This window comes from Streptomyces sp. NPDC046862, from assembly GCF_040704615.1.
Taxonomy (GTDB): Bacteria; Actinomycetota; Actinomycetes; order Streptomycetales; family Streptomycetaceae; genus Streptomyces.
The window spans coordinates 70824-88081 of record NZ_JBEYXP010000002.1 but is presented as its reverse complement, the minus strand read 5'-3'; the positions used below and the strand labels follow the sequence as shown (position 1 = coordinate 88081).

Annotated in this window: 18 protein-coding genes; 6 read left to right on the top strand and 12 right to left on the bottom strand. The window is 71.7% G+C overall.

The genetic code is table 11. The features are described 5' to 3' along the window. Positions 1-49 precede the first annotated feature (49 nt). Positions 50-850 (top strand): GntR family transcriptional regulator, encoded by an 801-nt coding sequence (locus tag AB0959_RS02315; RefSeq protein WP_366824340.1) that lies wholly within the window; start codon positions 50-52, stop codon positions 848-850. After that, entirely contained in the window at positions 847-1254 is a 408-nt protein-coding gene (locus AB0959_RS02310) for a (2Fe-2S) ferredoxin domain-containing protein (RefSeq protein ID WP_366824339.1), read from the top strand. Before AB0959_RS02315 ends, AB0959_RS02310 begins: the two co-directional genes overlap by 4 nt. Positions 1255-1267: 13 nt before the next feature. Here the strand turns inward: AB0959_RS02310 and pip are convergent, their stop codons facing one another. After that, positions 1268-2242, bottom strand: a complete 975-nt coding sequence (gene pip / locus AB0959_RS02305; RefSeq protein ID WP_366824338.1) for a prolyl aminopeptidase — start codon at positions 2240-2242, stop codon at positions 1268-1270. A gap of 85 nt (positions 2243-2327) precedes the next feature. Beyond that, on the bottom strand, positions 2328-3047 hold the full coding sequence (locus tag AB0959_RS02300) for a uracil-DNA glycosylase (protein ID WP_366824337.1): 720 nt from the start codon (positions 3045-3047) through the stop codon (positions 2328-2330). A 99-nt stretch (positions 3048-3146) separates the two neighbouring features. Between AB0959_RS02300 and AB0959_RS02295 the strand changes: the two genes are divergently transcribed. Beyond that, positions 3147-3713: an RNA-binding S4 domain-containing protein gene (locus AB0959_RS02295; protein WP_366824336.1), complete on the top strand. Its 567-nt coding sequence runs from the start codon at positions 3147-3149 to the stop codon at positions 3711-3713. A gap of 51 nt (positions 3714-3764) precedes the next feature. Here the strand turns inward: AB0959_RS02295 and AB0959_RS02290 are convergent, their stop codons facing one another. From AB0959_RS02290 to AB0959_RS02280, 3 genes are all read right to left on the bottom strand, one after another. After that, the gene (locus AB0959_RS02290) at positions 3765-4205 is read right to left on the bottom strand and encodes a DoxX family protein (protein ID WP_366824335.1); all 441 of its coding nucleotides are present in this window, start codon (positions 4203-4205) and stop codon (positions 3765-3767) included. 91 nt (positions 4206-4296) lie between these two features. After that, the gene (locus tag AB0959_RS02285; protein WP_366824334.1) at positions 4297-4989 is read right to left on the bottom strand and encodes a class I SAM-dependent methyltransferase; all 693 of its coding nucleotides are present in this window, start codon (positions 4987-4989) and stop codon (positions 4297-4299) included. Positions 4990-5102: 113 nt separating this feature from the next. After that, a complete protein-coding gene (locus AB0959_RS02280; RefSeq protein WP_366824597.1) occupies positions 5103-6101 on the bottom strand; it encodes an acyltransferase domain-containing protein in 999 nt (332 codons plus the stop codon). 83 nt (positions 6102-6184) lie between these two features. Between AB0959_RS02280 and AB0959_RS02275 the strand changes: the two genes are divergently transcribed. Beyond that, positions 6185-6454, top strand: a complete 270-nt coding sequence (locus AB0959_RS02275; RefSeq protein ID WP_366824333.1) for a DUF6343 family protein — start codon at positions 6185-6187, stop codon at positions 6452-6454. 50 nt (positions 6455-6504) lie between these two features. Here AB0959_RS02275 and AB0959_RS02270 read toward each other — a convergent pair whose 3' ends face one another. From AB0959_RS02270 to rpsA, 4 genes are all read right to left on the bottom strand, one after another. Continuing rightward, the gene (locus AB0959_RS02270) at positions 6505-6885 is read right to left on the bottom strand and encodes a tetratricopeptide repeat protein (RefSeq protein WP_366824332.1); all 381 of its coding nucleotides are present in this window, start codon (positions 6883-6885) and stop codon (positions 6505-6507) included. Positions 6886-6935: 50 nt separating this feature from the next. Beyond that, positions 6936-7550, bottom strand: a complete 615-nt coding sequence (gene coaE / locus AB0959_RS02265; RefSeq protein WP_366824331.1) for a dephospho-CoA kinase — start codon at positions 7548-7550, stop codon at positions 6936-6938. A gap of 117 nt (positions 7551-7667) precedes the next feature. After that, positions 7668-8606, bottom strand: a complete 939-nt coding sequence (locus AB0959_RS02260; RefSeq protein WP_366824330.1) for a PAC2 family protein — start codon at positions 8604-8606, stop codon at positions 7668-7670. A gap of 205 nt (positions 8607-8811) precedes the next feature. After that, positions 8812-10305, bottom strand: coding sequence for a 30S ribosomal protein S1 (gene rpsA / locus AB0959_RS02255; RefSeq protein ID WP_365139251.1), 1494 nt, complete (start codon positions 10303-10305; stop codon positions 8812-8814). A 398-nt stretch (positions 10306-10703) separates the two neighbouring features. Here rpsA and AB0959_RS02250 point away from each other — a divergent pair, with 398 nt between their 5' ends. After that, entirely contained in the window at positions 10704-11516 is an 813-nt protein-coding gene (locus tag AB0959_RS02250) for a class I SAM-dependent methyltransferase (protein ID WP_366824596.1), read from the top strand. A 74-nt stretch (positions 11517-11590) separates the two neighbouring features. Next, positions 11591-14128, top strand: a complete 2538-nt coding sequence (gene hrpB / locus AB0959_RS02245) for an ATP-dependent helicase HrpB (protein ID WP_366824329.1) — start codon at positions 11591-11593, stop codon at positions 14126-14128. Positions 14129-14143: 15 nt separating this feature from the next. Here the strand turns inward: hrpB and AB0959_RS02240 are convergent, their stop codons facing one another. The 3 genes from AB0959_RS02240 to AB0959_RS02230 all read right to left on the bottom strand — a co-directional run bounded on the left by AB0959_RS02240 (position 14144) and on the right by AB0959_RS02230 (position 17191). Continuing rightward, positions 14144-15136: a DUF3068 domain-containing protein gene (locus AB0959_RS02240; protein ID WP_366824328.1), complete on the bottom strand. Its 993-nt coding sequence runs from the start codon at positions 15134-15136 to the stop codon at positions 14144-14146. A gap of 21 nt (positions 15137-15157) precedes the next feature. After that, complete coding sequence (locus tag AB0959_RS02235) at positions 15158-15292, bottom strand: SPW_0924 family protein (RefSeq protein ID WP_152775101.1); 135 nt, start codon at positions 15290-15292, stop codon at positions 15158-15160. A gap of 159 nt (positions 15293-15451) precedes the next feature. Continuing rightward, positions 15452-17191: a lytic transglycosylase domain-containing protein gene (locus AB0959_RS02230; protein WP_366824327.1), complete on the bottom strand. Its 1740-nt coding sequence runs from the start codon at positions 17189-17191 to the stop codon at positions 15452-15454. Between the last annotated feature and the right edge of the window lie 67 nt (positions 17192-17258).

Here is a 17258-nt window from a genome sequence, read left to right as displayed (position 1 = left end):
GTTGTTAACGCTTCGTAAATCACCCCCGGAGTCGACGAAGATGGGGCCCATGGCGAAGATCGAACCCCTGGGCGCCGTGCGGGAACGCGTCCTCGCGAACCTGCGGCAGGAGATCATCGCGGGCCGCCTCCGGCCCGGTGACCGACTCGTCGAACGGGAGCTGGCCGACCGCTTCGGAGTCTCCCGCGTTCCTGTCCGCGAGGCGATCCGCGCGCTGGTAGGCGAGGGGTTCGTCCATTTCGAGACGCCGCGCCGCACGGTCGTACGCCGGCTCACCGCCAACGACGTCAGGGAGCTCTTCGAGCTGCGCGAGGCGCTGGAGGTCTACGCCGCCGGACTCGCCGCGGCCCGCGCGACGCCCGAGGACCTGGCCGAGGTCCGCGAACTGCTCGACCTGGCGTCCGCTGCGACGGAGGCGGGGGACGCGGAGGCGATCACCGACATCAACAGCCGCCTCCACGACCGCATCATGGCGATGGCGGGCAACGACCTGCTGACCGCCTCCCTGGAACCCGTCGCGGGCCGCCTTCGCTGGATGACCCGCCGGAACGAGGAATGGCCCCAGCTACTCGTCGAACACCGTGAGCTGTACGAGGCCATCGCCTCCGGCGACCCGGCACGGGCCCGGGCCCACGCGCTGGCCCATGTGCGGACGAACTTCCGGTCGACGGTGCGGCATCTCTTCGGTACGGAGCTCACCGGCGACGGTGGAACGACCGCGGACGGCCACGGAGAAGCGACCGGGTCCGCGACCGGGTCCGGCGACGGAGAAGCGACGAAGCTCGGCGACGGTGACCCGAGAGACGAAGGTGGCGCACGGGCGAAGCCCGGCCCGGAAGGACAGGCGTGAGCACACATACGGTGATCGGCGCCGCCCGGGCCCGCCCCTGCACGCTGGTCGTCTGCCGCGGCTGTTGCTGCGGTGATCCGCGCAAGTACCCCGGCCACGACCACGAGGGCCAGCTGGACCGGCTGCGCTCGGCAGCGGCGGCCTCCGACGGTCGCTTCGCGGTCCGTACGACGGACTGCCTCGGCCCGTGCGACCAGGCGAACATCGTGGTCGTCCAGCCCTCGGGCGAGGGTCGAAGGCGCGGAGGCCGATCCGTCTGGGTCGGCTGGTCGATGGGCGACGACTGCACGGACGAACTGGTGGAGTGGGCCGAGGCGGGCGGACCGGGTGTCGCCCCGGCCCCACCCACGCTGGCGTTGCAGTTCGTGCAGTCGGCGGGCGAACGGGCACGCGTCCGCCGCTAGCGAGCGGCACCCCTCAGGGCTCAAACCCCCGGGCCGCGTACCTGTCCGTCGCCGCCACCAGCGCGTCCACCATGCCCGGCGCGCCCGCGGTGTGCCCGACCTCGTCCACGAGGACCAACTCACTCCCGGGCCATGCCTGATGGAGGAGCCACACCGTGCCGAGGAGGTTGCCGGGGTCGAGGCTGCCCTGGACGAGGGTGCCGGGGATGTCCTTGAGGAGAGGGGCGTCCCGCAGGACCACGCCCTCGTCGTTGCCCTCGCCCAGGAAGTGGTCGTTGCCCCAGTAGTGCGTGACCATGCGGGCGAAGCCCATGCGGAACACCGGGTCCTCGTAGTGAGGGATCGAACGCGGCGGGGCGGGAGCCATGGCCGTCTCCCAGTCGGTCCAGGCTCGCGCCGCCCGCGCCCGTACCTCGGGGTCGGGCGATTCGATCAGCCGGTTGTACGCCGCCGCCAGGTTTCCGTCACGCTCGTCCTCGGGCAGCTCCGCGAGGAACCGCTCGAAGGCCTCGGGGAAGAACTGCCCGAGCCCCCTGGTCAGCAGCGCAACCTCACGATTGGCCCCGGTCCCGACGGCGGTCAGCACCAGCTCGGACACGGCACCGGGATGCGTCTGCGCGTAGCGCAGGCCGAGAACCGACCCCCACGACAGTCCCCACACCAGCCACCGTTCGATTCCGAGATGCCGTCGCAGCCGCTCCAGATCGGCGATGACGTGCGCCGTCGTGTTGGCACTCATGTCGGTGTCGTACGCGCTGGCGTGCGGCGTGGACCTCCCGCAGCCACGCTGGTCCAGCAGCACGACGCGGTACGCGGCCGGGTCGAAGTAGCCCCGGAAGCCGGAGTTGCTCCCGGAGCCGGGCCCGCCGTGCAGCACCACCGCGGGCTTGCCCCGCGGATTGCCGCAGACCTCCCAGTACACGTGGTTGCCGTCGCCCACGTCGAGCATGCCTTGGTCGTACGGTTCGATCTCCGGATACAGGCCCATTCACACGACCCTAGACGGCGCCACCCGCCGTCAGCAGCCCCATTTCTCGCTGCCCACACCCGCGACCACGGAACGTACGCCGCCGCTACCGCTCGTGCGGCACGGTGGGCAGCCCCGCGGACCGGGCCGCCGTCCGCAGAACGTCCCGCAGCATCGCGGGCGTGAGCCGGCCCGTGAAGGTGTTGCGCTGGCTGACGTGGAAGCAGCCGAAGAGATCGAGCGCGCGTGGCCGCCCCTCCAGCGTGACCCGTGCCCCGTGCGCGAACGACGGCCGTGGCCGGGGCACGTCCCATCCGGCGCCGGCGAGCGCCGGCAGCGCGGCCTGCCAGCCGAAGGCCCCGAGCACCACGACGGCCCGCAACGTCGGCCGCAGCAGCTCCAGCTCGCTGATCAGCCACGGGCGGCAGGCGTCCCGCTCCCCGGGCGTCGGGCGGTTGGCGGGCGGTGCGCAGTGCACGGGCGAGGTGATCCGCACGCCGTACAGCTCCAGGCCGTCGTCGGCGCTCACCGCGGTCCCGCGCGACGCCAGCCCCACATCGTGCAGCGCCGCGTACAGCACGTCCCCCGACCGGTCGCCGGTGAACATCCGTCCCGTCCGGTTCGCCCCGTGCGCCGCGGGCGCCAGCCCCACGATCAGCAGGGACGCGTCGCCCGGCCCGAACCCGGGCACGGGACGCCCCCAGTACGTCCACTCGGCGAAGGCGGCCCGCTTCGTACGGGCCACTTCCTCCCGCCAGTCGACCAGCCGCGGGCACGCCCTGCACCCGGTGATCCGTGCGTCCAGCTGGGCCAGGCTGCTGTCCATGCGTCCACGGTACGACCGGTGATCGGCGAACCGGGTGGCGGCGGCGTACCGGCGGAAATCCCACCGGATGACCTGCTCGCCGGCGTTAAGGTCGGACACATGGCTTCTGAGGGTGCGGACGACAACACGAGCGCCGCGGGCGAGGCGGGCGGTACGGGCCGCGAGAAGGGCGCGTCCGGCGGACGGGAGGCGCGCGACTCGGCCGATGCCGCGGCCGCCGCCGAGGCCGCTCGCCCGGCCAGTGGCGAGAGCGTGCGGATCGACAGCTGGATCTGGTCCGTCCGCCTCGTCAAGACGCGCTCGATGGGTGCCACGGCCTGCCGCGGAGGGCACGTCCGTGTGAACGGCGAACGCGTCAAGCCCGCCTACTCGGTCCGCGTCGGCGACGAGGTACGGCTGCGTCACGCGGGCCGCGAGCGGATCGTCGTCGTCAAACGCCTGATCCGCAAGCGGGTCGGCGCCCCCGTCGCGGTCGAGTGCTATGTCGACAACAGCCCGCCGCCCCCGCCCCGCGTGGCCGTGGCCCCCGTCGGCATCCGCGACCGCGGCACGGGCCGCCCCACCAAGCGCGACCGCCGCGAGATCGAACGCCTCCGCGGCGGCCTGGGCGGGCCCGGCGGACCGGGCGAATCCGGTCGACCGGGCAGCTCCCCCGACCCTCGCTGATCCGGGACCGGCGCCCCGCGAGGGAGCCGCACCTGCCGCTCGCTCCGTCCGTCACGCCCGACGCCGGACCAGCCGGGCCAGCTCGGCCGTGTGGTGGCGTCGGGCCCAGGCGATCAGGGCGAGCGGGACGATCAGGATGAGCGGGGTCGCCGCGTTCTCCCCGTCGAAGACGACGAGCTGCGTGACGAACGCGCCCACCATCAGCGCGCTCAGCGAGACCGCCGCGACCGAGGACAGCACGGGGATGAGCAGCGCGACGGCGCCGGCCAGTTCGAGCACGCCGATGGTGTACATCCCCGCGCTGCCCCAGCCCATCTTCTCGAAGCCCTCGGCGGCCGACGGGTGCGCGATCAGCTTGGGCAGAGCGCTGGCGATCCCGTAGAAGAGCGCGAGCACGATCTGCAGCGCCCGCAGCGAGATCCGGGCGCGGCGGGCACGGGCGCTGCCCCGGTCGATGGCGGGGCGGGTGACGGAGGCGGTGGTCTCGGACATGAGGTCTCCTGTGTGAAGCGGTTCCGTATCGCTGTCACAGAGGCAGACCGACGACCGGTCCGGAACTCATCGCCGCCCAGCGGGATTTCGGCTACTCCACCGGCACCACCTTCACCCAGATCCCGTCCTCCGTCACATACCGGTCCACCCTCAATCCCACTTCCCCCAGCGCCCCCTCGAACTGTTCCGTCGTCAGCGGTCGTGACCGGAACGTTTGGGTCCAGGCGGCGTCCGGGCAGTCGTACTCCACGTGCACCGAGTTCACCCCGTCCCCCACCGGCTCGGACGACACGATGCGTACGGTCATGCCGCTGGGGTTGACGTGCTCGCGGGGCACGTTCGAGTGGTAGTCCTCCCCCTCGCGCTGGATCAGCACGAAGCCGCCGTCCGCGACATGCCGCAGACAGGTCCGGAGCATGCCCCGCCGCACCTCGTTGTCCCCGCTGTGCACGAGGAACGACGCGAGCATGACCACGTCGAACTTCTCACCCAGGTCGAGCTTTTCGATGGGGCTGCATATCGTGCGGGCTCCACGCACCCGCTCCAGCATCTCGGCCGACTCGTCCACGGCCGTGACCGTGAACCCCCGCTCCAGGAGCGGGTGGGTCATCCGGCCCACCCCGCTGCCCAGTTCGAGGATTCTCGCCCCCGCGGGCGCCACGCCGGCGATGATGTCCGGCTCGCCCCGTAACGGAAGCCGCGAATAGAGCTCGACCGCACAGCCGTCCGGGGTGATCGCTCCGGGCCCGGTCCCCTGGTATCCCTCACGCATCTGAATGCTCATGTCCGTCCAACGGACAGTCCTCGCCCGGCCGTTCCCCCCACACGGTCACCCGATGGAGTGAATCCGTTCGACGTGAATGAGAACGTGAATGAGAACGTGAATCAGAACGCGCATCAGAACGCGAACCAGCCGTGACCCAGGTACCAGTGCTCCCCTGCCCTCAGGTGATCCACCACAGCCCGCTCGATACCCGTGCGGCGCGGCAGCGTCTCCACCGGCAGGTCGGGATCGCCGAAGACGAAGCGGACGGGAAGGCCGTCCTCCGGTTCGGTGTCCACGTACACGGCCTCGAACCGCTCCTGGAACCGCACGATGTTGGAATCCGGGAGCAGCCGGCGCTTCAGCTGCGGGTCCAGCAGCCACGAGTGGCAGAGGGCGGACGCGTAGTGCTCCTCCGGGTAGTGCCGTGCGAAGAACTCCCGCGCCAGCACGACCGACCGGTCACACGCGTCCGGCGACAGCGGCCCCCGGTAGTCGGGGATGTGCAGGCTCAGATACGGCTCCCCCACCCCGAGCTCCAGGCCCACGCCTGCGAACCCCTCCGCATCCCGCCGCTCGATCCGCGAGCGCTGGAACTGCAGTCGGCCCAGCTGGTACAGCTCCCCGTGGAAGTGCAGCGCCAGCCAGCCCGGCACGAGTACCCCGCCCGTGCCGTACCGCCTGCGGTGCAGGACCATGGCACGGCCTAGGTCGGCCAGTGTGCGCCGGGAGACGTCGTCCGGGATGCCGCGCTCACGGTGGTACGCGCGCACGTACGGCAGGGCGGCGACAAGGACGTACACGTAGAAGTAGCGGACGAGCGGGCCCGATTCCGGCGGGAAGGAAGGGAAGCTCGGGCCCTTGCCGGGCTCCCCCATGTCCCGTATCAGCGCGCCGACGCACCGTTCGAGAAGTCCTGTCGCCTCCGCGTCGGCGAGCAGCGTGACGCGCAGCGCGACGATCTCGTTGACGTCCTCGTACGGCACCGCCAGGTCCAGCAGGATGTCAGGGAGATCGCCGGCCGAGGGGAGCCGCACGTCCACACGTGGGACGTCGTCGGCCTTCCGCTCCCCCGGCTCCCCCAGCCATTCGGCAAGCTTCTCGTCCGCCCTCAGCGCGTCCAGCAGCGCCATCGCCTCCCTGTCCGATCGTTTCACCGTCTCCTGGAGAACGTGCCGGACGAAGAGTACGTTTCCGAAGAGGAGCAGTGATCCTTATGCGTACGGGCAGTGAACCGACGACAGCGCGCAGTGCCCTGCGGCTGCGTCTGTGGCTGAGCGTGTGGGGGCTGGTCTGGGCGATCGCGGGGACCATCGCCTTCACGCTCGTCGGACGGCCCGGCTGGGCCATCGCCTGCGGTGTGCTCTGGCTGATCGTCACCGTCGACCTGTTGATGGTCCTGCGGCACATCCGCCAGGGCCCCCACTACCAGCCCGGTCGCGACGTGCCTCCGTACCGGCCTCCGGAGGACCACCAACGGCGCTAGGTGTGCTGTCCCGGCCAAGCCGCTACCGGCCCACCCGCGTCAGGCGGGCGTCACGTCTCGAAGCGTGCCGCTTCCAGGTACTGGGGGTTCGGGTCGAGTGCCGCCGCGAGGCGGAAGTGGCGCTTTGCGGGGTCGGGTCGGCTCTGGCGCTGGTAGGTGCGGGCGAGCGCGAAGTGCGCGAACGCGTTGTCCGGCTCGCGCTCCAGGACGATCGTGAACTCCAGTTCGGCGGGCCGCAGTTGCGCGGCGGCGAAGAAGGCACGCGCGCGCAGCAGCCGGGCCGCCGTGTTCTCGGGGTGCAGGGCGATGACTTCGTCGAGGAGCTTCACCGCGCCCCGCGGGTCGCCGGCCGCGAGCAGTTGCTCGGCGGCGCGGTAGTCGATGACGTGCGTCTCCGGAGTACGTCCGCTGGAACCGCTGATCTCGGGCACGGCTGATCCCTTCCCTTGCTGCCACGGTTCAACGCGTCCCTGAAGGGGCGCTATTCCTGGGGCCGCGGCTCCCGCGCCCTACGGGCGAGCTCGGCCCATACGTCCCCCACGCGCCGGTGAAGTTCCTCCAGGGGCACGTCGTTGTCGACCACGATGTCCGCGATCTCCAGGCGTTTCTCGCGGGTCGCCTGGGCGGCCATCCGCGCGCGGGCGTCCTGCTCGGTCATGCCGCGCAGGCGCACCAGCCGGTCGAGCTGGGTCTCGGGGCTCGCGTCGACCACGACCACGAGGTCGTACAACGGGGCGAGTCCGTTCTCGGCGAGGAGAGGGACGTCATGGATCACGACCGCGTCCTCGGGGGCGGCCTCTTCGAGTTCGCGGGAGCGTGCACCCACCAGGGGGTGCACGATCGCGTTCAGCACGGCGAGCTTCTCCGCGTCCGCGAAGACGAGGGAGCCGAGCCGGGGGCGGTCCAGGCTGCCGTCCGGGGCGAGCACCTCCTCGCCGAACGCGTCGACGACCGCCGTCAGCCCGGGGGTTCCGGGCGCGACGACCTCGCGCGCGATGCGGTCCGCGTCGATCAGCACGGCACCGCGCTCGACGAGTAGCCGTGACACCTCGCTCTTGCCGGCGCCGATACCCCCGGTCAAGCCCACCTTCAGCATGACCGGAAGCTTAGGCCCTGCGGCCCGACGCCGACATGACGCCCGCCCGGGTGTCCGTCCGCGCGTCCGCCCGGGTGTCCGTTCGGCTGTCCGTTCGGGCCGGGTCAGCCCTCGCCGTCAGCCCTCCCCCTCCCGCTCCGCCAGGAACTTCTCGAACTCGCGCCCGATCTCGTCCGCGGACGGGATGTCGGCGGGCTCGGCCAGCATGTTGCCGCGCGTCTCGGCGCCCGCGGCGGCGTCGTACTGGTGCTCAAGGCCCTGGACGAGGGAGACGAGCTCCTCGTCGCCCTCGCGAATCTGCCGGTCGATCTCGGTCTGCGTGCGGTAGGCCTCGGTGCGAAGGGCGTGCGCGACGCCGGGCAGTACCAGACCGGTCGCTCCGGTGATGGCCTCCAGGACGGTCAGCGCGGCGTCCGGATACGGGGAGCGGGCGATGTAGTGCGGGACGTGCGCGGCGACGCCGAGGACGTCGTGCCCGGCCTCCATGAGTCGGTACTCGATGAGCGACTCGGCGCTGCCCGGGACCTGCGCCTCCTCGAAGGGGCTGCGGTGGGCCGGGACCAGCTCCGCGCGGTTGCCGTGCGGGGTGAGGCCCACGGGGCGGGTGTGCGGGACGCCCATGGGGATGCCGTGGAAGTTCACCGACAGGCGGACGCCGAGCCGCTCCACGATCTGCTGGACTGCAGCGGCGAAGCGCTCCCACTCCACGTCGGGCTCGGGACCCGACAGCAGCAGGAAGGGCGCCCCGGTGGCGTCCTGCACGAGCCGCACGTCCAGCGTGGGCTCCTCGTAGCCGGTCCAGCGGTCGCGCTTGAACGTCAGCAGCGGGCGGCGGGCGCGGTAGTCCACGAGCCGGTCGTGGTCGAAGCGTGCGACGACCTGGTGGGGCAGCGAGCCGAGGAGCCGGTCGACGATCTGGTCGCCGGTTTCGCCCGCGTCGATGTATCCGTCGAAGTGGTAGAGCATGACAAGACCGGCCGACTCCTGGGCGAGCGCCACGTCGACGACTGCCAGGCCCTTCGGCTCCCATGCGTACAAACCCTGCGGATCAAGCACTGTGACCGCTCCTCCTCGTGTTCGTACTGGACAACGTCGCGCGGGGCGCGGCCATTCCCGCCCCCAGCCCTCACGGCCTCATCTCACAGGCTTTTCATCCGTACGGGTGACGCCGCGCGGCAGCGGGCGGACGCTCAACAGACCTAGGGCCCGCACCTCACTGGTGCGGGCCCTGGGTCAGCGGTTACTGCCTAGCGGTGAGCGATCAGCTCTGGCCGCCGGCGAGCTTCTCGCGGAGCGCGGCAAGCGCCTCGTCCGACGCGAGGGCACCGGAGTTGTCCGGACCCTCCGAGGAGTACGAACCACCACCGGACGCGGCCGGAGCGGCGGCCTCGCCACCCTCGGCAGCGGCCTGGGCGTCCGCCTCGCGGGACTTGATGACCTGCTGCTGGTGCTGCTCGAAGCGGGTCTGCGCCTCGGCGTACTGGTGCTCCCACGCCTCGCGCTGGGTCTCGTAGCCCTCGAGCCAGTCGTTGGTCTCGGGGTCGAAGCCCTCGGGGTAGATGTAGTTGCCCTGGTCGTCGTAGGACGCGGCCATGCCGTACAGGGTCGGGTCGAACTCGACCGTGGCCGGGTCGGCACCGAAGGCCTCGTTGGCCTGCTTCAGCGAGAGGCTGATGCGACGGCGCTCGAGGTCGATGTCGATGACCTTGACGAAGATCTCGTCGTTGACCTGGACGACCTGCTCCGGGATCTCCACGTGGCGCTCGGCCAGCTCGGAGATGTGGACCAGACCCTCGATGCCCTCGTCCACGCGGACGAACGCACCGAACGGAACCAGCTTCGTGACCTTGCCGGGCACGACCTGGCCGATCTGGTGGGTGCGGGCGAACTGCTGCCACGGGTCTTCCTGGGTCGCCTTCAGCGACAGGGAGACGCGCTCGCGGTCCATGTCGACGTCGAGGACCTCGACCGTGACCTCCTGGCCGACCTCGACGACCTCGGAGGGGTGGTCGATGTGCTTCCAGGACAGCTCGGAGACGTGGACCAGACCGTCGACGCCACCCAGGTCCACGAAGGCACCGAAGTTGACGATCGAGGAGACCACGCCGGAGCGGACCTGACCCTTCTGCAGGGTCGTGAGGAACGTCTGGCGGACCTCGGACTGGGTCTGCTCCAGCCAGGCACGGCGGGACAGGACCACGTTGTTGCGGTTCTTGTCCAGCTCGATGATCTTGGCCTCGAGCTCCTTGCCCACGTAGGGCTGGAGGTCGCGAACGCGGCGCATCTCGACCAGGGAGGCCGGGAGGAAGCCACGGAGGCCGATGTCGAGGATGAGACCACCCTTGACGACCTCGATGACGGTACCGGTGACGATGCCGTCCTCTTCCTTGATCTTCTCGATGGTGCCCCAGGCACGCTCGTACTGGGCGCGCTTCTTCGAGAGGATCAGGCGGCCTTCCTTGTCCTCCTTCTGGAGGACGAGGGCCTCGATCTCGTCACCGACGGCGACGACCTCGTTCGGGTCGACGTCGTGCTTGATCGAGAGCTCGCGGCTCGGGATGACACCTTCGGTCTTGTAACCGATGTCGAGCAGGACCTCGTCCCGGTCGACCTTCACGATGACGCCGTCGACGATGTCGCCGTCGTTGAAGTACTTGATCGTCTCGTCGATCGCGGCGAGGAAGGCTTCCTCGTTACCGATGTCGTTGACCGCAACCTGCGGGGTGGTGGCGGTGGTCTCGGTGCTGCTCGTCATGTGGGAAAGGGCTCCGGTACGGACATTGAGTCGTAGGCACTGCTTACGCCGGGAGCCCGTTTCGCTCTGCAGAAGCCGGACAGCCTAGGAAGCGCCACACCGGAAATCCGGTGGCGCCTCGACAACCGAGGGGACATACAACAGATGCGAGCGCAGCCTGCTCCGTCTGAGGCGCGCAGGCCCGCAGCGCAACTTGTAGCATACGGGGGCAGCCGGGCAGGGTCAACGCACGAACTCGCACACCCAGGGCGGATCGCCCCATTCCCGGCACAAGAACACACGCGGCGGCAACCGCATGCCGTGCACCGGACGGCGTTCCGAGCCGCGCAGGCCCGGTATGCCCCTTCCGTGACACCACCGGCTACCGGTAGGTACGGAAGAGTACGACGAGGGAGCCGATCATCCAAGAGCCCGATGCGTTCGACCCCGAAGCGACCCGGCGTGCGGCCGGTGTCGCGGAGAGTTCCCGCGCCAACCGGGGCTGGTGGGACAGGAACGCGGACGAGTACCAGGTGGAGCACGGCACGTTCCTCGGGGACGACCGTTTCGTGTGGGGCCCCGAGGGCCTCGACGAGGTGGAGGCGGAGCTCCTCGGACCGCCGGAGGAGCTGAAGGGCAGGGACGTCCTGGAGATCGGCGCCGGCGCGGCCCAGTGCTCGCGCTGGCTGGCCGCGCAGGGCGCCCGCCCTGTGGCCCTGGACCTCTCCCACCGCCAGCTCCAGCACGCACTGCGCATCGGCGGAACCTTTCCCCTGGTGCAGGCCGACGCGGGCGCCCTGCCGTTCGCGGACGCGTCCTTCGACCTGGCGTGCTCGGCGTACGGCGCGCTGCCCTTCGTCGCCGACCCGGTGCTGGTGCTGAAGGAGGTCCGCCGGGTGCTGCGCCCGGGCGGCCGCTTCGTCTTCTCGGCCACCCACCCGATCCGCTGGGCCTTCCCGGACGAGCCGGGCCCCGAGGGGCTGAGCGTCTCCGCCTCGTACTTCGACCGCACGCCGTACGTCGAGCAGGACGAGCAGGGCCGCGCGGTGTACGTCGAGCACCACCGCACCCTCGGCGACCGGGTGCGCGACATCGTGGCCTCCGGTCTCCGTCTGGTCGACCTGGTCGAGCCGGAGTGGCCCGCCTGGAACACCTCCGAGTGGGGCGGCTGGTCCCCCCTGCGCGGGAACCTGATCCCCGGGACAGCCGTCTTCGTGTGCGAGCGCGACTGAACCGAACGGCACGCGCGCGTGGGAGGCCGCTTTGACAGGCGTACGGCACCGGACGGCCGTACGACACTAGGGGCGTGATCCGTTACGACGCCCTGGACGCGCTGCCCGTCCGCAGTGCCCTGCCCGCGCTGAACGACGCTCTTCAGGGGCACGGCACCGCCGTCCTGGTGGCGCCGCCCGGCACCGGGAAGACCACGCTCGTTCCCCTGGTGCTGGCCGGGCTGGTGGGTGACGGGCCCGCGCGGCGCGTGGTCGTGGCCGAGCCGCGCCGGATCGCCGCCCGGGCGGCGGCCCGGCGGATGGCGTGGCTGCTCGGGGAGAAGGTCGGCGAGAGCGTCGGATACAGCGTGCGGGGCGAGCGGGTGGTCGGGCGTCATGCGCGCGTGGAGGTCGTCACGACGGGCCTGCTGCTGCAGCGGTTGCAGCGGGACCAGGAACTGGCGGGCGTGGACGTCGTGGTCCTCGACGAGTGCCACGAACGACACCTGGACGCCGACACGGTGGCTGCCTTCCTGCTCGACGTACGGGCCGCGCTCCGCCCCGAGCTGCGTCTGGTGGCCGCGTCCGCGACGACCGACGCGCAGGGGTGGGCCCGGCTGCTTGACGACGCGCCGGTGGTCGAGGCGGAGGGCGTCTCTCATCCGGTGGAGGTGGTGTGGGCGCCGCCCGTGCGTCCCTCCCCCAGGCCCCCGCACGGCATGCGTGTGGACCCGGAGCTGCTGGCGCACGTGGCGTCGGTGGTGCGGCGGGCGCTGGCCGAGCGGGAGGGCGATGTCCTGTGCTTCCTGCCCGGGGTCGGTGAGATCGCGCGCGTGGCCGGGCGGTTGGGCGACCTGGACGGCGTCGAGATGCTCCAGGTGCACGGGCGTGCGCCCGCGGCCGTGCAGGACGCGGTGCTGTCCCCCGGGGAGCGCCGCCGGGTGGTGCTGGCCACGGCCGTCGCGGAGTCGTCGCTGACGGTTCCGGGCGTGCGGGTCGTGGTGGACGCCGGGCTGGCGCGGGAGCCGCGGGTGGACCACGCGCGCGGGCTCAGCGCCCTGACGACCGTACGGGCCTCGCAGGCGGCCGGGCGCCAGCGGGCGGGGCGTGCCGGGCGTGAGGCTCCGGGCGCCGCGTACCGCTGCTGGGCGGAGGCCGAGAACGCCCGTCTGCCGCGGTTCCCGGCACCCGAGATGAAACTGGCCGACCTCACCGCGTTCGCCCTCCAGGCGGCCTGCTGGGGTGACCCGGAGGCGTCGGGGCTGGCGCTGCTCGACCCGCCGCCGGGCGGGGCGATGGCGGCGGCGCGGGACGTCCTGTCGGCGATCGGTGCCGTGGATCCGAGCGGGCGGGTCACGGAGCGTGGCGTGCGGATGTCCCGGCTCGGGCTGCATCCGCGGCTGGCGCGGGCGCTGCTCGACGCGGCGCCCGAGGTCGGCGCGGAACGGGCGGCCGAGGTCGTCGCCCTGCTCAGCGAGGAGGCGCCCCGCGAGTACGGGGACGACCTGGCCTCGGCTCTGCGGGCGGCCCGGCGCGGCGGTGACGCGTACGCGGGGCGCTGGCGGGCCGAGGCACGGCGGCTGAGGTCCTCGGCCGCGGACGTGGCCCCGAGGGCGAAGGACGTGACCCCGGGTCCCGCGCCCGGTTCCCCGGCGCCCACGGACGACGCCGCCGTCGGGCTCGTGGCCGCGTTCGCCTTTCCCGAGCGGGTGGCCAGGGCGCGGGGCGGGTCGTACGTCATGGTGTCCGGGACGCGGGCGGATGTGGGGGACGGCTCGTCCCTGCGGGGTGTCCCGTGGCTCGCTGTCGCCGTCGCGGACCGGCCCGTCGGCGCGGGGCACGCGCGCGTGCGGCTCGCCGCCGCGGTGGACGAGGACGTGGCCCGGCGTGCGGCGGCGCCCCTGCGTGCGGTGGGTGAGGAGGTCCACTGGGCCGACGGGGACGTCGTCGCGCGGCGGGTCGAGCGGCTCGGGGCCGTGGAGCTGGCGGTGCGCCCCCTCAAGGACGTCGACTCCGGGCTCGTACGGCAGGCGCTCCTGGACGGGCTGCGGGAGGAAGGGCTCGGGCTGCTGCGGTGGTCGCCGGAGGCCGAGCTGTTGCGGCGGCGGCTCGCCTTCCTGCGACTGCACCTGGGCGAGCCGTGGCCCGAGGTCTCCGACGACGCCCTCCACGCGCGCGTGGACGAGTGGCTGGAGCCGGAGCTGAGCCGGGCCCGGCGCAGGAGCGATCTGGCACGGATCGATGCCGGGGCGGCGCTGGGCCGGTTGCTGCCCTGGGCCACCGGGGAGGCCGCGCGGCTCGACGAGCTCGCGCCCGAGCGGATCGAGGTGCCGAGCGGATCGAGGATCCGGGTCGACTACGGCGATCCAGAACGGCCCGTGCTGGCCGTGAAGTTGCAGGAGATGTTCGGGCTCCACGAGTCGCCCGTGCTGGCCGGCGTGCCCGTGCTCGTGCATCTGTTGTCCCCCGCCGGACGGCCCGCCGCCGTCACCGCCGATCTCGCGTCCTTCTGGAAGGACGGCTACCGGGCCGTGCGGGCGGAGCTGCGGGGCCGGTACCCGAAGCATCCGTGGCCCGAGGACCCGGCGACCGCCGAGCCGACCCGGCACACGAACGCCCGGCTCAGGCGCTGACCGACAGCGCGCCGCTCAGGCGCTGACCGGCTCCGGGTCCAACGACTCCTCCGGCTCCGGCTCACCGGGCCTGCGGCCGCGGGCCTCCAGGTAGAGGGAGAGCGACAGCAGCAGGACGCCGAGGGCGAGGAAGCCCCACGGCAGGTACGAGGTCATCAGAAGCACCAGCGTGCGGTTGGACTCGACGAGGTCCACGGTGGACCGGATGTAGTCCTCGCGCATCTTCACGTGCCCGGCGAACGCCGTCACCTTCTCGCGGCCCCCGAGGAGCGTGCCGCCGCGGAGTTCCTCCTTGTGGAGCTCCTCGCCGTACACAGGGGCTCCGGTGAGGGGCTCGACCCAGAACTTGCGGACGGTGGTGTACCAGCGGGTCGTGCCCGTCCTGGCGACCGACTCCGGGGTGATGCCCTGGACGGGCATGGTCTTGGGGAAGGGCACCTTGGTCCAGGGGATCGTCTGCTCGAAGTAGTAGACCTCGATGCCGCGGAAGTCCTGGGTGCCCTTGTAGTGGATGGGCGCGGTGACGCGGGCCTGGGCGTCGAAGTACTCGTAGTCCCGCTTCTCCGTGAGGAACGGCCACTTGAACTCCAGGCCCTCCCGCTTCACCGGGTCGCCGTCGACCATCTCGCCCCTGGCGTGCACCGGTTCCTGGGTGTGGGCGTCGAAGATGTAGCGTTCGGGGATCTTGGAGACCATCTTGCGGTCGGGGCCCTGGACGTAGGAGAGCCCGTCCCAGACGACGACGTCCCGGCCGGCCGTCTCCTCGATCTTCTCCGCGGCCTCCACGTTGCCCTTGAGCGTCTGCACGATGGTGACCTTCGGGACCTTCTTCGCGCGCATGGTGCCGTAGTCGAGGAGGGTGGCGTCCTTCGCTTCCAGGACCATGTCCTGGTACTGGTTGGCCGGGATCTTGGCCAGGCGCGGGAAGGCGTACCAGCGCACCAGCGGGGACAGGGCCGTGAAGAACACGGCGAGGGCGAGCAGGACCAGGCCGGCCTTGCGGCGCATCTCGGCCTCCCTCCCGGGGAGTTACGGGTGTGCGGGCACCGTCGTCAGCAGCGGCTTCGGTGACGTCTCGCCCGTCGGGGAGCCCATCGCCGTGATCGTGAACACCAGGGCGAGCGCGAGGGCGAGACCGGTCGCGGCGGCGACGAGAGCACGCATACGGGCCTCCCGGCGAACAGGAACTGATAGACCGTCAGTTCCGGCACGGTAGCAACGGCCGGGCGAGATGAGAACACGTCGCACACACAACGACGGCGCCCCTCCGAGTGGAGGAGCGCCGTCGTCGAGGTGAGCTGTCGTGGGCTGTCGTGCCGTGGGTTACGCGCTGGGGCTGGGCGACGCCGATTCGGCCGCGGCCACCTTCAGCTCGACCGTCAGCACCGCTCCGCCGGTGGTGGTGACACGGAGCTGGAACGTGCCGGTCGTGTCGTCCGCGTACAGCTTCGGCAGCTTCAGCAGGCCGTCCTTGTCGGTGGTGAGGCCGGTGAGGGTGCGGACGGTCTTGCCGTCGGCGTCCTTGAAGTACGGGCCCTTGTCGTTCGCGGTCGGGTCGTCCGCCGACTTGACGAGCGTGGCGGTGGCCGCGACGCCGTCGGCGACCGCGCCCTTGTACGTGGCCTTCACCTCGACCTGCTCGGCGAACTCGCCGCCCGGGACACAGGTCAGCTCGGTGTTGGTGGTGCGGGCCAACGTGTCGGCCTGGCGGGCCGTGACGGTCGCCTTGTAGTCCAGGCCGGGTACCGAGCGGCCCACGACCGTGGCGCGGACCGTGAAGTCGCCGGCCTTCTCGCCGGCCTGCAGCGCGGGCGCGGTGGCCGTGCCGGCGCTGTTGGTGACGACCGTGGCGACGGTCTCGCCACCGGTGAACGTGGTGTCCGTGTCGCCGACGACGGTGAAGCGGACGCGGACCTTCTCCACGGCCTTGCCGGCCTTGGTCTCGGTGCGCGCGGCGATCTTCTCGGTGAACGCGTCGCCCGCCATGGCCGTGAGCGTCCCGGTGCCCGCGTTCTCCAGGTGGTCCACCGTGTCGGTGGGGGTGGGCGGCGTGCTGGGAGGCGTACTCGGGGGTGTGCTGGGCGGCTTGGGGCTCGGGCTCGTGGTGCCGCCGTCCGTCCCCGGGGTGCCGGGCCTGGTGGGGGTCTTCGGGGGCTTCGGCTTCTGCGTGTCCCTCGGCTTCGGGCTGGGGCTCGTGCCCGACCCGGAGTTGTTTCCGTCGCTCGGGGTGCGAGGCAGCGTGCCCGTGCCGTCCGGGACCTCGTGGACGCCCTTGCGGTAGTACTCCAGCCACGTCAGCACCGTGTTCAGGTAGTGCGTCGAGTTGTTGTAGCTGAGGATCGCGCGCCTGAGGTCCTTCTGGTCGGACAGGTCCCAGTTGAACCGGCACAGGTAGTTGCCGGCCGCGAGGGCGGCGTCGTAGATGTTGTTGGGGTCCTTGCGGCCGTCGTCGTTGCCGTCGCGGCCCGCCCACTCCCAGGTGGAGGGGATGAACTGCATGGGGCCGACCGCGCGGTCGTACGTGCTGTCGCCGTCGTACGCGCCGTTGTCGGTGTCCTTGATGTTCGCGAACAGGCCGCCGCTGAGGACCGGACCGAGGATCTTTCCGAACGTCGTGCCGTCGGCGCCGACGCGGCCGCCGCGGGCCTGGCCCGACTCGACGTTGCCGATGGCGGCGAGGAGCTGCCAGGGCAGGTTGCAGCCCGGCTTGGAATCGCGCAGGGAGGCCTCGGCCCGCTTGTAGGCGTCGAGGACGGTCGCGGGGATGCCGCGCTCGGTGCCGCCCGTGCCTCCCGACGTGTCACCGCCCGTGCCGGGGGTCGCCGTGGGGCTGTCGAGGGGCGGGAGGTCGGTGTAGTAGCGCGAGTTGCCGGTCGCGGTGTCGGCGGCGCCGGACGTGGCGTCGGACGTGGCGTCGGGGGAGGGCGAGCCCGTGGTCTGTCTGCCGGCACTGTCGGTGGTGACTCCCGGAGCCTGGGAGGCGGCCAGTGCCGCGACCGCGATCGCGGCCACCGTCGTGGTCGCCGCCCCCTTGCGCAGCCTCTTGCCGAATTGCGCCGACATCGAGTGAACCCCTCCCGCGGACGATGGTCTTCGCGTTCCCTGTGGTGCCGTCTGTCAGGACAGTCGA

Bases quoted from the DNA above. Each gene is read 5' to 3' on its own strand.
- AB0959_RS02275 (WP_366824333.1), top strand. From the start codon at position 6,185: ATGCGTACGGGCAGTGAACCGACGACAGCGCGCAGTGCCCTGCGGCTG.
- AB0959_RS02230 (WP_366824327.1), bottom strand. From the start codon at position 17,191: ATGTCGGCGCAATTCGGCAAGAGGCTGCGCAAGGGGGCGGCGACCACG.
- AB0959_RS02285 (WP_366824334.1), bottom strand. From the start codon at position 4,989: ATGAGCATTCAGATGCGTGAGGGATACCAGGGGACCGGGCCCGGAGCG.
- AB0959_RS02315 (WP_366824340.1), top strand. From the start codon at position 50: ATGGCGAAGATCGAACCCCTGGGCGCCGTGCGGGAACGCGTCCTCGCG.
- AB0959_RS02300 (WP_366824337.1), bottom strand. From the start codon at position 3,047: ATGGACAGCAGCCTGGCCCAGCTGGACGCACGGATCACCGGGTGCAGG.
- pip (WP_366824338.1), bottom strand. From the start codon at position 2,242: ATGGGCCTGTATCCGGAGATCGAACCGTACGACCAAGGCATGCTCGAC.
- AB0959_RS02295 (WP_366824336.1), top strand. From the start codon at position 3,147: ATGGCTTCTGAGGGTGCGGACGACAACACGAGCGCCGCGGGCGAGGCG.
- AB0959_RS02240 (WP_366824328.1), bottom strand. From the start codon at position 15,136: ATGCGCCGCAAGGCCGGCCTGGTCCTGCTCGCCCTCGCCGTGTTCTTC.
- AB0959_RS02235 (WP_152775101.1), bottom strand. From the start codon at position 15,292: ATGCGTGCTCTCGTCGCCGCCGCGACCGGTCTCGCCCTCGCGCTCGCC.
- coaE (WP_366824331.1), bottom strand. From the start codon at position 7,550: ATGCTGAAGGTGGGCTTGACCGGGGGTATCGGCGCCGGCAAGAGCGAG.
- rpsA (WP_365139251.1), bottom strand. From the start codon at position 10,305: ATGACGAGCAGCACCGAGACCACCGCCACCACCCCGCAGGTTGCGGTC.
- AB0959_RS02280 (WP_366824597.1), bottom strand. From the start codon at position 6,101: ATGGCGCTGCTGGACGCGCTGAGGGCGGACGAGAAGCTTGCCGAATGG.
- AB0959_RS02290 (WP_366824335.1), bottom strand. From the start codon at position 4,205: ATGTCCGAGACCACCGCCTCCGTCACCCGCCCCGCCATCGACCGGGGC.